We start from the raw sequence: 13,957 nt of genomic DNA, 5'->3' as shown, positions 1-13,957 counted from the left end.
GATAGTTTCCTGAAGATGGGTCAGCGCTGCTGGCGCACGATCCAGTCGTGGGCCGGATCGTTGCGGAAGATCCAGCGCCGCTCGGGCCCGGCCATCACGTTGAGGTAGTACAGGTCGTAGCCGTGCGGCGCGCCGACCGGGTGGTAGCCGCACGGCACCATCACCACGTCGCCATCCTCCACCGCGATGGTTTCGTCCAGCGAGCGGTCGTCGGTATAGACGCGTTGGATGGCGAAGCCCTGCGGCGGCTGGATGCGGTGGTAGTAGGTTTCCTCCAGCAGCGTTTCCTGCCCGGCCGTGGCGGTGTCGTGCTTGTGCGGCGGATAGCTGGACCAGTGGCCGCCGGGCGTGATGACTTCCACCACCAACAGGCCTTCGGCCGGTTCGGTCTCCGGCAGGATGTTGCGCACGTAGCGGGTATTGGTATCGCTGCCGCGCACTTCGCGCGACATCCGCGCGGCGTCGATCGCGCGTGCGTGTCCCGCGCCCGTGCCAGGCGCGCTGCACACGGCCAGCTCAAGCGCGGTCCTGGCGGTGACTTCGAAAGCGACTCCGGCCGGCACATAGACCGCGCCCGGCGCCCGATCTTCGAACGGCGTGGCGCGCCCGCCCAGACCGGCGAACGTATCCTCGCCCACCTTGATGTCCGCGGTGCCGGCAACCAGCACCAGGCAGGCTTCGCGGCCTGCGAGCGTGTCCGCGTGGCTTTCGCCGGGTTGCAGGCGCAGCACCTTGAAACCGACGTGCCGCCAGCCCGCGCTGGCCGGCGTCACTTCCAGTACGGTACCGGTATGGTCCGGCGCATGCGGGCGAACGCGTAGCTGCGGCATTACTGCAATCCCGCCTTCGCCGCTTCGTCTTTCAGCGTCTTCAGCCCGAGCGCGGCATAGGTCCGTGGGTCGGCCAGCTTGGGATCCTGCTCGGCCTCGATCACGATCCAGCCCGAGTAATCGATCGCCTTCAATGCGCGCATGATCCGGGCATAGTCCAGGCCGCCGTCGCCGGGCACGGTGAACATGCCGGCCAGCACGCCGTCGAGGAAACTGGATCCGCCATCCCTGGCGCTGGCGAAGGTTTGCCAGCGCACGTCCTTGCAGTGCACGTGCGCCACCCGCGCAGGATGATGGCCGATGACGTCCAGCGGATCGATGCCGCCGAGCGCCGCATGTCCAGTGTCCAGCGTCAGTCCTACCGAAGCGCCGGTGTTGTCGATGAATGCCTGCAGATCATGGGCACGTTCCACCACCGTGCCCAGATGGTGGTGGTAGGCGAATTTCAGACCCTGCGACTGGATGTAGTCGGCCACGGCGGTCATGCGCGCGCCGAATAGCACCCAGTCGCTGGCGGACAGGCGCGGCGTGGCGGTCAGCGCAACGGCGCGGTCGCCATGCACGGCATTGCTGGTTTCGGCGAACACGAATACCTGGCTGCCCATCGCTTTCAGCAAGGCCAGGTGCGGCTGCAACGCGGCGATTTCGGCATCGGCGTCCTGCGACAGCAGCGATCCGCTGTACCAGCCGCCGATCAGGTCAAGGCCATAGCCTTCCAGCAGCGGCTTGAGCGTGGCCGCATCGCGCGGGAACTTGCCGCCCAGTTCGACGCCTTCGAATCCCAGCACCTGGATATCGCGCAGGATGCTGTCCAGCGGGGTGTCCCCGCCCAGTTCGGGCATGTCGTCGTTGGCCCAGGCGATCGGGCTGACGCCGAATCTGATAGTGGTCATGACAGGTCTCGTTTCATGCGCACGCCGGCCTCGTAGGCGCGGCGTGCGGCGTTGACTTCGGTGCGGTCGGAAACTTCGGGTACGGCAACGTCCCACCACCAGCCGCCGGCTTCGGTGGTTCTGGATGGATCGGTATCGATGACCACCACATAGCTGCGATCGGCAGCGCGCGCACGGCCCAGCGCGTCGGCCAGCTGGCCCAAGGTGGCGACATGCTCGGACAGCGCACCCAGGCTGCGCGCATGCGCAGCGAAATCGATATCGGGCAGCACTTCATGGCGCGCGTCGGCCAACAGGTTGTTGAAGCCCGCGCCGCCGGTGGCCCGCTGCAGGCGGTCGATGCAGCCGAAGCCGCGGTTGTCCAACAGCACCACGATCAGCTTGCGGTCCAGCATCACCGAGGTGGCCAGTTCGGAATTCATCATCAGGTAGCTGCCGTCGCCGACCATCACCACGACCTCGCGCTGCGGTTCGGCCATCTTCACGCCCAGGCCGCCGGCGATTTCGTAGCCCATGCACGAGTAGCCGTACTCGACGTGGTAACCGCCCGGCCGGGACGTGCGCCATAGCTTGTGCAACTCACCGGGCAGCCCGCCCGCCGCGCAGACCACCACGGCGTCTTCGGAAACACCCCGCTGTACCGCGCCGATGACTTGCGCATCGCTGGGCAAGGCCTGGCCCGCTTCGCCCGCGGTCGCCGCATCGACCACCCTGTTCCAATCGGCGATGACGGTGCGGTGGCGCAGCATGCCGTCGTCGGGCACGCGCCAGTCCTGCAGTTGCGCATGCAGCGTTTCGATTACCGCGCGCGCATCGCCCAGTACCGGCTGCGCGCCATGCTTGTGCGCGTCGAAGGCCTGCACGTTGACCTGGAACAGCTTGCGGTCGGGGAACAGGCTGCGCGAGCCGGTGGTGAAATCCTGCAGCCGCGTGCCGATGCCGATGATGAGGTCGGCTTCCTGCGCGGCCGCGTTGGCGGCGGCCGAGCCGGTGACGCCGATGGAACCCAGCGCACGCGGGTGCTGCCACGATAGCGAGCCCTTGCCGGCCTGGGTTTCAGCAACCGGGATGCCGGTGGCTTCGGCCAGCGCGCCGAGCGCCGCTTCAGCCAGGCTGTAGCGCACGCCGCCGCCGGCGACGATCAGCGGACGCCGCGATGCCTTGATCGCCTCCGCCAGCGCGGCCAGTTCCTGCGCATCGGCGGGCTGGCGACGTTGATGCCACACCCTGTGTGCGAAAAAAGTTTCCGGGTAGTCGAAGGCTTCCGCCTGCACGTCCTGGCAGAACGCCAGCGTCGCCGGTCCGCAGCTGGCGGGGTCCAGCATCGTCGCCAATGCCTTCGGCAACGCATCGATAAGCTGTTCCGGACGGGCAATGCGGTCGAAATAGCGCGACACCGGACGGAAGCAGTCGTTGGCCGAAACGGTGGCGTCGCCAAAATCCTCGATCTGCTGCAGCACCGGGTCCGGGCGGTGGCTGGCGTAGATGTCGCCGGGCACCAGCAGCACCGGCAAGCGGTTGACGTGCGCCAACGCCGCGGCGGTGACCATGTTGGTCGCGCCCGGGCCTATCGATGTGGTGCAGACCATGGCGCGCTGCCGGCGCATCTGCTTGGCGTAGGCGATGGCGGCATGCGCCATGCCCTGCTCGTTGTGCGCGCGCCAGGTCGGCAATACTTCGCGCGCGGCATGCAGCGCCTCGCCCAGCCCGGCCACGTTGCCATGGCCGAAGATCGCCCATACGCCGGCGAAATACGGCACTTCCCGCTCATCCACAAGCACGTGCTGCCGGCATAGCCAGCGCACCATGGCCTGGGCGGCGGTCAGTCGAATCGTTGCCATTCAGAGCGCCTCGCTGGTTGCGGCCGTGCCGGCCTTGGCGGCCCGCCACGCTTGCACCAGCACCGCGAAGCGGCTCGACAGGTCGGCAATGGCGGCCTCGTCATCGATGCGCCCGGCCAGCCATTGCTCGGCGGCATCGGCAAAGATGGTACGCCCCACTGCGAATCCCTTGACGATGGGATTCGCGGCCACGACCTGGAACGAAGCGATCAGCTCGTCCTCCGGTGCCGACAATCCCAGCAGCACCACGCCCCGGCAATGCGGATCGTTGTCGGTAATGCTGCGTTCGATGTTGGCCCATGCAGCCGCGCTGTCGCTGGGTTCCAGCTTCCACCAGTCCGGTTTCATGCCCAGGTCGTACAGGCGCTGGATGGCCCGGGCCACGGTGGTATCGGTCACGGCCCCGTTGCGCGATGCGATGATTTCAACCAGCAGTTCGTGGCGGGTCTTGCGGGCGGCATCCTGCAATCGAAGCAGTTGGCGTTCCTGGCGCTCGCGCAGGTCCTGCGCATCGTCCGGATGGTAGAAGACCAGACACTTGACCACATGATTGGCCGGCCAGGTCGCCAACTCGGTGGCCACGTCGGCGGCGCTCTCGAATGCCAGCGGACAGGAGCCCGGCAGTTCGATCGGCCGCCCGATCCAATAGGGATGATCCGCCGCCGCCTCCAACCCGCGCATGCCGAAGCGGCCGTCCAGCAGCACGCCAAAACGGGAATCGCCCTGCGCCAGCCGGTCCACCGCCTTCAGCGCCAGCGCCTTGAATGCCGGAATGCGCGCGGGGTCGGCGCCGACCTGTTGGCACAGCGCTTCGAACTGGCTGCGGTGGTCCATCGCCAGCACGGTCAGCTCGTCCCACTGGCCATCGCGCGTGCTAGCCCAGTGCAGGTGCTCCAGGCCGGCATCGTCGCGCAGGCGGAACGGCCGCGCGCTGCCGTCCAGAAACTCCTGCAGTTCCTCCCAGGTCGGCATGGCCGGCGAGCAACCGTGCCGCGATACCACAATGGCGCCGCAGGCGTTGGCGTATCCGCAGGCCGTTTCCAGCGGCTCGTCACGCAGCCAGCCACGCAGGAAACCGGCCATGAACGCATCGCCCGCTCCCAGTACATTGAAGACCTCGACGCTGAAACCCTGCCCGACCACGCCCTCATCGAGACTGTCGGGGATTGCCCCTGGAAACGCCGAACATCCCTGCGCACCGCGCTTGCAGACCAGCAGTGCCGTCGTCCTTTCGCGGATGACGCGCAGCGCGGCAATGGTGTCGGTGCTGCCGCCGAGGATATGCACTTCCTCTTCAGTGCCGACGATCAGATCGCACAGCGGCAGCACTTGCTGCAACCGCGCGGTCACGCCGTCGTGGGCGACAAAACGGTTCTCGCCCGCATCCTTGCCGGTCAATCCCCACAGCACCGGCCGGTAGTCGATGTCGAAGATCACCCGCGCCCCCGCCGCGCGCGCGATGCGGCAGGCGCCGACGGACGCATCGAACACATTGTCCTGCGAAAGATGGGTGCCGTTGATCAGCACGGCTGCGGCCGAACGGATGAAGGCCGGATCGACGTCGGTCGCCTCCAGCGCCATGTCCGCGCAGTTCTCGCGATAGAAGATCAGCGGAAAGGTGTCGGGATCGCGGATGCCCAGGAACACCAGCGCGGTCAGCCGCTCCGGGTCCTCCTTGACGCCGATCGTCGACACGCCTTCGCGGTTCAACTGCTCACGGATGAAGCGGCCGAAATGATCCGCCCCCACCCGGGTCAGCAGGCCGGTGCGCAGGCCCAGCCTGGCGCCGCCGACTGCGGTGTTGGTCGGACTGCCGCCGATGTACTTGGCGAAGGAGGCCATGTCCTCCAGCCGACCGCCGATCTGCTCGCCGTACAGGTCGATGCAGGAGCGGCCGATGGTGATCAGATCGAGTGGGTATGCCGTTGCCGCCATTCAGGCCGTCCTTCACCTTTCGCGGACGCCTATCGTCCTCTATTGATGTAACATATATTCTATATTCTTCATAAAAGCAACATTCATTTCATTTTTTTCTGCGCTTCGTGGCCGCCACCGGGGTCACCGCGAACGCGTAGGCGATCACCAGCACCTGGGCCAGGCACATCGACGCGGACAGCGACCGGAACTTGCGGATCTCGGCCTCGCGTACCTGCAGCACCTGCGTGGCCGGCTTGGCGACCGGACTGACCAGGCTGTCGCTGATCGACAGCACCTTGCAGCGCCGTTCCACCGCGGCGTCGACCAGTTGCACCGTTTCCGCGGCATAGGGGTGGTAGCTGACCGCGATCAGCAGGTCATCGGCAGTGATCGCGTGCGCCTGCTGCAACGACATCCCGCCGACGCTGTCTATGAACACGGTTTTCTTGTCGACCTGCTGCAGCGAGTACGCCAGGTATGCCGCCACCGGGAACGAACGGCGGACGCCGGCCACATAGACCGTATCGGCCCGTGCGATCAGCTTCACCGCGCGGGCCAGATCGTCCCTGGCCACGATCTTGCCCAGGTTCTGCAGCGCCAGCACATTGCCCTCGACGAACTCGGCCAGCACCTGGCCCGGATCGCCCACCGCCTTGCCGTCGACGGCTTCGCTGAATTCGCGCACCCGCTCGCCGTAGGCCAGCGAGGCATTGCCGGAGAGCAGACCGTCGCGGAACAGGCGCTGCATCTGGGTAGCACCGTCGAAACCGAACGACTTGGCGAACCGCACGATCGCCGAAGGCTGTACGCCGGTGCGTTCGGACAGCACGGCCAGCGTTTCCAGCGCCACCGCGTTGGGCTCGTCCAGCACGTAGCGCGCGATCTGCTGCAGGCGTTTGCTCAGCGATTCGTAGCGCTGGAGGATCGCCGCCCGCAGTTCCTCTGCGGAGGCGGGGGGAGTACTCGATTCGGCCATGCAGCCGCTCCTTGGTTGTGCCCGGCCGGCGGGGCCGGCGTTCGGGTCGATGGAATGGGAAGGTATTGCTTTAGAAATTCTATTGCAATATAAAAAAGAACATAAATTCCAATCTGGCAGCCTACCCTGCCATCGGAGCCTATTGTGGAACGAATCTGCGTGGCCCTGATCGGTGCCGGACGGATGGGCCAGATCCATGGCCCCAACGCCGCCGGGCACCCTGCGCTGCGGCTGAAATACGTGGTCGACCCGCGACCGGATGCGGCGCAGGCATTGGCCTGCCGCCTGGCTGCCGAAACCGCCCCACTGGAACAGGCGCTGGCCGATCCCGCGGTCGCCGGCGTGCTGATCTGCAGTTCCACCGACCAGCATCTGGGGCACACGCTGGCCGCGGCGGCGGCAGGCAAGGCGGTGTTCTGCGAGAAGCCCATCGACCTGGATCTGCGCAAGGCGCGGCAAGCGCGCCCGCGCCTGGCGGGTGCCCCCTTCCTGCTGGGCTTCAATCGCCGCTTCGACCCGCACTTCCTGACGTTGAAACGGCGCCTGGATGCGGGCGAGATCGGGCGGCTGGAAACGCTGCACCTGATCAACCACGATCCGGCCGCGCCACCTGCGGGTTTCGTGCCGACCAGCGGCGGCCTGTTCAAGGACTTCACCATCCATGACCTGGACCTGGCGCGCTGGCTGCTGGGCGAGGAACCGGTGCAGGTGTTCACTTCCGCCAGCTGTCTGGTGGATCCTGACATCGGCCGCCAAGGCGACGTCGACACCGCGCGTACCGTGCTCAAGACCGCGTCCGGCCGCCTGTGCGTCATTTCCAACACCCGGCGCAGCGGCTACGGCTACGACCAACGCATCGAAGCCTTCGGCTCGACCGGCATGCTCACCGCCGCCAACGCGCGGCCGGATACCGTGCAGACGCTGACCGAAGGCGGCACCTTCGCCGCTCCCATCCACCCCGGCTTCGCTGAGCGCTACGGCGAAGCCTATCGCGCTCAGATCGATCATTTCGCCGATGTCGTCGGCCGGCATGCCACTCCGCTGATCGGCTATGACGATGGCATCGCGGCACTGGTCCTGGCCGAGGCGTGCCAGGCTTCGCTGGATGCCGGCACCGCCATCGGGCTGCACTGATCGGAAACAACGGCAACATGAAGGTGCCCGAATCGTTCGAGCGCCATTCCACGAGAGAAGACATATGCATAAAGTCGCCCTTATCGGCGCGGGCCGCATCGGCCGCATCCACGCCAGGAACGCCGCACTGCACCCGCGCATCGAACTGGCCGGCGTCGTCGATGCGGTCGAAGCCTCGGCGCGCACGCTGGCGCAGGAATGGCAGGTCCCCGTGCTCAGCCTGGAGCAGGCGCTCGGCGATGACACCATCGCGGGGATCATCATCGCCAGTTCCACCGACACCCACCTGGACTACAGCCTGCGCGCAGCCGCCGCTGGCAAGGCCGTGTTCTGCGAGAAGCCCATCGACCAGGATCTGGCGCGCGCGCGCGCGGCCGCCGGCCAACTCGCCGGCGCCAGGCTGCTGCTCGCCTTCAACCGCCGCTTCGATCCCAATTTCCAGGCACTGAAGGCGCGGCTGGACAGCGGCGCCATCGGCGTACTGGAAAGCCTGCAGATCACCTCCAACGACCCCGGCCCGCCGCCGCCCGCCTACATCGCCATATCCGGCGGCCTGTTCAAGGACATGGCCATCCATGATTTCGACATGGCGCGCTGGCTGCTGGGCGAGGAACCGGAACAGGTCTATGCGGTCGGCAGTTGCCTGGTGGATGCGGAAATCGGCAAATTGGGCGACATCGATACCGCGCGCACCGTGCTGAAGACCGCATCGGGCCGAATCTGCGTGATCGCCAACAGCCGCCGCTCCGGCTTCGGCTACGACCAGCGCATCGAAGCCTATGCGTCGGCCGGCATGGTCCGTGCCGACAACGTCACCGAAAGCACCGTGCAGGTCTGGAGCGAAGCCGGCGCCACCGCCGACCGGTTCCAGAACTTCTTCCTGGACCGCTACGCGGAGGCCTACCGGCGCGAGATGGATCATTTCGCCGACATGCTGGAGGGCGCGGCGGCTTCGGTCGGCTATGCCGACGGCGTAGCCGCACTGGCATTGGCCGAAGCCGCGGCCGAATCGGTGCTCAGCGGACAACCGGTAAGGCTGTGAGGCCCTGCGGCATTGTCAAGTCAGGTTCTCACAGGCCACTGCTATCGACCGCTCCCGCGCAGGCGGGAGCGGCCGGTCGCCGCCTTTGGCGAGCGTCCGGGGGAGTAGACCTTTCCCGTGTAGGAGCGACGTAAGTCGCGATGAAGCTTTACCGGTAGAGCTTCATCGCGACTTACCGGTGCCGGCACGCCAGCGCTTCTCCTACAGAAACTCGCGACTTCGGATGTTTTCCCGAATGCCGCCAAAGCGAGCGTGCAAGTACGGCCTGTCCTGCAACACCATGGCCGCCGGCTTCCGCACAGACGTTCCCTCGCTTGGGAAAAGAACCGGAAAAGCGGCGATCTGCCAGGATCGCCGCTTCTCCAGTGATGACGCCTTCAGTCTCGGCTCAGCGCAATCAGAACCGCTTCGCTCTCAGAACGTGAGCTGCACGCCCATCCGTGCGGACCAGCCGTAGATCTCTTTCTCTCCCAGGCGATTGCGATGTCCGACATAGGTGCGCATCGCCGCATCGTTGAGGTTAGAGCCCTCCAGGAAAACGGTGAATCTTGGGCTGAAGGCGTAGCTGAACTTAAGATCCCATTGCTTGAAATCGTCTAGGTAGATATCGCCCTCCGGATCCTCTTCGTTGGCTTCGTCCAGTGCCGAGGAACGGTAGGTATAGGCAAGCCGCGCCGAGAAACCGTACTTCTCATAGCTCAGCTGCGCCGAAGCCACCCGATCGGCCTGGTTGATCAAGGGCACCGCGTCGGTACGGCTGGGCAGCCCGCTGGCCTCGGAATCGACGAAGGTGATGTTGCCGCTTATGTTGAAACCGTCGAACGGCGAAGGCAGGAAACTCAGCTCGTACTGCGCATTGAGCTCCAGGCCTTTGACCGTGGCCTCGTCGGCATTGGTCCAGGTCCCCACTTCCGCATTGATCAGGTCCACGCCGCCGAAGTTGCCGTCCTGGCCGCTGAGGGTCACTTCGTAGATCGGGTTCTTGATCTTCTTGTAGAAGACCGCCGCCGCCAGCACGCCGCGGTTGCCGACATAGTATTCGGCCGACATGTCCAGATTGGTCGAATATAGCGGCTCCAGCGCCGGGTTGCCCATCGTGACTTCCGGTTCGCTGCCCTGCGCGTCTTCGATCTCCACGAACGGCGCCAGCGACTCGTAGTTGGGTCGGCCGATGGCGCGCGTGGCGGCGGCGCGGAAGACCAGGTTTTCGCCGACGTCGTAGCGGAAATTCACTCCCGGGAACCAGTCGGTATAACTGCGCTTGCCGAAGGTATTGAAATCCTGGTCCAGCGAAGCCTCGCCAAGTTCGAAGCTGTTGGCCGCGTAGTCGCCCTCGGTCCGCTCCACGCGCACGCCTGGGATGATGGTCAGATCGCCGAAGCGGAGTCTTCCCATCACGTAAGCGGCGGTGATTTTCTCCTTGATCAAATAATCGGCGGCCAGAGAAGTGCTTAGCGTGCCGTCCTCATCTTCCTCGAACTCTCCGGTGTTGGCGTTGAAGTAGGCGTTCGCGGCACCGCCGTCGATGGTGGGTCCGAAGCGATAGCGTCCGCCGAATATGCTGCGCAGCGGCGAACCGCTTACATCGGCCAGCACCAGGTCGCCATCGTCGTATTCCCACACCTCTCCGTTGGCATCGTTGGTCTTCTTGCGGTGCGTATATTTCATGCCGAACTGCAGGTCCGAGCCATCGCCAATCTCCAGCGGCAGCAGATAGTCGGCACGCAGCTGGAACAGGTCCTCCACCGCCTTGCGCGATTCGGGCTCGTAGAAGTCCGGTTCGTACAGGGAGGCGTCGTACGCCGCCTCCCCGTCCGGCGTCACCGTGTATAGATCACCGCCCAGCAGGTAGCTGCCGGAAATGTCCTCCTGCACGAAACCCCACTCATCGCGGTGAGGATCGCGCTTGTCGGCTCGCGAGTAGGTCGCTTCCAGGGTCAGCTTGCTGTCGTCGAAACGGAACTCGGCTCCGGTGGAAGCGGTGAACGTGCTGGTGTTCTCGGCACGGGTGCGCAGGGCGCGGAACGCTTCACCGTCGGTGAAGGTGCCGGCGGTGGCCGACTCCGGCGAGATGCCGTCCTCGTCGAACTCGATGCCGAAGCGATCGCGGGTTTCCGAATCCTCGTATTTCGAGTACAGCAGCCGCAGGAACGCCTTGGTGTGGTCGTTCGGACGCCATTCGAAGTTGGCCACCGCACCGCTGCGCTGCCGATGGGTGTTGTACTGGCGCAGATCGATGCCTTCGGGAACCATCTGCCCGTCGACCTCGATCCAGTCGCCGGTATTCTGCACGTTCTGGGTGCCGAGCTTGCGGTCCGAGTGATTGATCGCCAGTACCATGCCGAACTGCTTGTCGGTGCCGAACAGGGTACCGAACGAACCGTCGTATTCGAACGGATGCTCGCTGTTGATGTCGTTGTAGCCGTAGGCGGCCCGTGCCGTGCCGAAAGTCCGTTTGCGATCGAAGGCGCTCAGTGTCTCGATGTTGACCTGGCCGGCGATGGCATTGGCGTCCATGTCGGGGGTCAGCGTCTTAGATACCGTCACCGCGCCGATCAGCGAGGAAGGAATATCGTCCAGCTTGACCTGACGGCCATCGGGCTCCGGCGCCGCGGCAGTCTGCCCGTTCAAGGTCACGTTCAACAGTTCCGGGGAAATGCCGCGCACGGTCAGGTAGCGGCCTTCGCCCTGGTCGTTGACGCTGGTGACGCCGGGCAGGCGGCGGACGGCTTCGGCCACGTTCTGGTCAGGTAGCCGGCCGACATCGTCGGATCGGATCGCGTCCACCTGACCGTCCGCGTAGCGCTTGTCGTCCACCGCCGCACGTTCGGCGGCGCGGCGTCCAGTCACTTCCACGGTTTCCAACTGGGTGATATCGCCGCTCTCGACCGGCGGAACGGTGGCGTCCTGGGCCAACGCATAGCCAGGAACGATCGCAAGGTTGCTCAAAATGACTGCCGTCAGCGCATTTCTGTGGATCTTCCGCATTGTCTAGTCCCTCCCGAGGACGTAGGCCGCCGGGCAGGCAGTCCTGCCTGCCGTGGGTGGCTCGATCGGGAGATTACGAACAAACATTCCAAATTGCAACACATTTGGAATTTCTCTTGCAAAGCGGGTTTCGCTGTGTGATCTTGGCGCCGCGGACCGAAGCGTCGCCATACGGCAGGTGCAACCGCCAATGCATTAGGGAGGAAAAATGAAATCCTGGCTCTTATTCAATCTGCTGGTATCGGCAGCGCTCGCAACTGCCGGTTGCGCATCGAATGCCGGCAATGGCGATCCAGACGACGCGCCGCTGATCGCAGCCGTAGCCCAGACCGACGCCACCGCCACCGGCGAGGCCAATGCGGCGGTCGTCGTGCGCCACCCTTCCGACGCCGCACGCAGCCGCATCGTCGCCACCGCGGCGCTGGGTGGATTGGAGTTGTACGACCTGGCCGGCAAGCGGATCGGTTCGGTCCCGGCCGGCGAAGTGGCGGCATTGGATATCAGCTATGGCATCGCGCTGGCCGGTGGCCAGGTCGACGTCGTCGCGGCCATCGACACCACTCATAATCACCTGCGCCTGTTCACGGTCGATGACGCTTCGCTGATGGAAGCCGGTGCGCGGCCGTTGCCGCTAGGATTCGCCGCCGAAGGCGTCTGCCTGTTCCGCAACCCGCTGGACAGCGCGCTGTATGCCTTCGTGGTGGGCGACGGCGGCGAGATCGATCAGCAGATCATCTATGCCACCGCGGACGGAAAGCTGGATGCCCGCCAGGTACGCCGCATCAACCTGCCCTCGCCGTTGAAGCAATGCGTCGCCGACGCGCTCGGCAACGTCTATGCGTCGGAGGAAACCGTGGGCATCTGGCGCTTCAGCGCCGATCCGGAAGCCGATGTCGCCGCCACGCTGGTCGATGCGCCGCGGCTTGGTCACATCGATGAGGAAGTCGGCGGCCTGGCGCTGTACGACGGCACCGATGGAGCGCGCTGGCTGCTCGCCTCGGACGTGTCGGCCGGCCGCGTGAACGTCTACGACCGCAACCGCGAAGACGCCTTCATCGGTGCTTTCCGGGTCGCCGCCCCCGCACAAAAGCAGGCCATCGGCGAACCGGGGCCCTTGTTCGCCGCCGGCGCGGCGCTAGGCGGAGCCTTCCCTTCCGGATTGCTGCTGGTGACGGATGAAGACGGCGCCAACTACAAGATGCTGTCGTTCGCCGACATCGCAAAGCAGTTGAAGCTGGCGGCCGGACCCGGCCCGGCCGCTTCCGGCGCGGCGGCCGACCGGCCCGCCGCGGTGACGGCGCTGGTGGAAACCACGCCGGTCGGAAGCTATGGCGATGCCGCGGACGATCCGGCGATTTGGGCCCATCCTTCCGATCCCGCCAAGAGCCTGGTGATCGCCACCGACAAGAAGGCCGGGCTTTACGTCTACGACATGCAGGGCAAGGTCGTGCAGTTCCTCGCCGATGGCAAGATGAACAACGTCGACCTGCGCGATGACTTCATGCTCGGCGGCGAAAAAGTCACCCTGGTGACCGCCAGTAACCGTACCGACCAAACCATCGCCATCTACCGCCTGGACATCGGCAAGCGTCTGCTGGTGAACGTGGCCGACGGCCCGCAGCCCACAGGCCTTGGCGACCCTTATGGCCTTTGCATGTACCGCCACAAGGACGGCGGGCGCACCTACGTCTTCATCAACGGCGACGACACCCGCAAGCGGCAATGGGAACTGGTCGATGCCGGCAACGGCCGCGTGCGCGCGGAACTGGTACGCGACATGACATTCGACTCGCAGACCGAAGGTTGCGTGGCCGACGACGAGACCGCGGCGCTGTATGTGGGCGAGGAAGATGTCGCGCTGTGGCGGCTGTCCGCCGAACCCGGCGGCGGCGATCTGAAGGAGACGGTCGACCGCGTCGACGCCAATACCGCCATCAAGGACGATCTGGAAGGCATGGGCCTCTACGACCTGGGCGATGGCCGCGGCTACCTTGTGGTCTCCAGCCAGGGCAACGACAGCTACGCGGTGTACCGGCGCGAAGGCAAGCAGGAATACCTGGGTTCCTTCTCGGTGGTCGCCGACCCGGTGCGCGGCATCGACGGCATCTCCGAGACCGACGGCCTTGACGTCACCAGCCGCAACCTCGGGCCTGGTTTCGAGCACGGCGCCATGATTGCGCAGGACGGGCGCAACGTGATGCCGGTGGAGAACCAGAACTACAAGTACGTGCCGTGGGAAGCCATTGCCCGTGCGCTGAATCTGGAGATGCGCGGCGATTGAGCCTCGCAGGCATCGTGTGTTGCATCGGATGCCCCTCACCGCAGGGGCATCCTTT

9 protein-coding genes are annotated in these 13,957 nt (G+C 65.5%); 3 read left to right on the top strand and 6 right to left on the bottom strand.

The features are described from left to right. Positions 1–20 precede the first annotated feature (20 nt). From iolB to CRO39_RS08845, 5 genes are all read right to left on the bottom strand, one after another. Positions 21–830 carry a 5-deoxy-glucuronate isomerase gene (gene iolB / locus CRO39_RS08865; RefSeq protein WP_097121531.1) on the bottom strand — a complete coding sequence of 270 codons (810 nt, stop codon included), beginning with the start codon at positions 828–830 and terminating at the stop codon, positions 21–23. Next, complete coding sequence (gene iolE / locus CRO39_RS08860; RefSeq protein WP_097121530.1) at positions 830–1,723, bottom strand: myo-inosose-2 dehydratase; 894 nt, start codon at positions 1,721–1,723, stop codon at positions 830–832. Before iolE ends, iolB begins: the two co-directional genes overlap by 1 nt. Beyond that, entirely contained in the window at positions 1,720–3,564 is a 1,845-nt protein-coding gene (iolD, locus tag CRO39_RS08855) for a 3D-(3,5/4)-trihydroxycyclohexane-1,2-dione acylhydrolase (decyclizing) (protein ID WP_097121529.1), read from the bottom strand. Before iolD ends, iolE begins: the two co-directional genes overlap by 4 nt. Then, a complete protein-coding gene (locus CRO39_RS08850) occupies positions 3,565–5,499 on the bottom strand; it encodes a bifunctional 5-dehydro-2-deoxygluconokinase/5-dehydro-2-deoxyphosphogluconate aldolase (protein ID WP_097121528.1) in 1,935 nt (644 codons plus the stop codon). Positions 5,500–5,587: 88 nt separating this feature from the next. Beyond that, complete coding sequence (locus CRO39_RS08845) at positions 5,588–6,457, bottom strand: MurR/RpiR family transcriptional regulator (protein WP_097121527.1); 870 nt, start codon at positions 6,455–6,457, stop codon at positions 5,588–5,590. A gap of 144 nt (positions 6,458–6,601) precedes the next feature. Between CRO39_RS08845 and iolG (CRO39_RS08840) the strand changes: the two genes are divergently transcribed. Together iolG (CRO39_RS08840) and iolG (CRO39_RS08835) are read left to right on the top strand one after the other, a co-directional pair. Beyond that, entirely contained in the window at positions 6,602–7,591 is a 990-nt protein-coding gene (iolG, locus tag CRO39_RS08840; RefSeq protein ID WP_202926285.1) for an inositol 2-dehydrogenase, read from the top strand. A gap of 64 nt (positions 7,592–7,655) precedes the next feature. After that, positions 7,656–8,633: an inositol 2-dehydrogenase gene (gene iolG / locus CRO39_RS08835; RefSeq protein WP_097121525.1), complete on the top strand. Its 978-nt coding sequence runs from the start codon at positions 7,656–7,658 to the stop codon at positions 8,631–8,633. Between the two features lie 414 nt (positions 8,634–9,047). Here iolG (CRO39_RS08835) and CRO39_RS08830 read toward each other — a convergent pair whose 3' ends face one another. After that, complete coding sequence (locus CRO39_RS08830; protein ID WP_162125740.1) at positions 9,048–11,582, bottom strand: TonB-dependent receptor; 2,535 nt, start codon at positions 11,580–11,582, stop codon at positions 9,048–9,050. A gap of 247 nt (positions 11,583–11,829) precedes the next feature. Between CRO39_RS08830 and CRO39_RS08825 the strand changes: the two genes are divergently transcribed. Next, on the top strand, positions 11,830–13,902 hold the full coding sequence (locus CRO39_RS08825; RefSeq protein ID WP_097121523.1) for a phytase: 2,073 nt from the start codon (positions 11,830–11,832) through the stop codon (positions 13,900–13,902). Positions 13,903–13,957 lie beyond the last annotated feature (55 nt).

The organism is Pseudoxanthomonas wuyuanensis (genome assembly GCF_900215535.1).
Classification (GTDB): domain Bacteria; phylum Pseudomonadota; class Gammaproteobacteria; order Xanthomonadales; family Xanthomonadaceae; genus Pseudoxanthomonas_A; species Pseudoxanthomonas_A wuyuanensis.
Note: the sequence above shows the minus strand (reverse complement) of the source record. Positions and strands in the feature narration are given on the sequence as shown.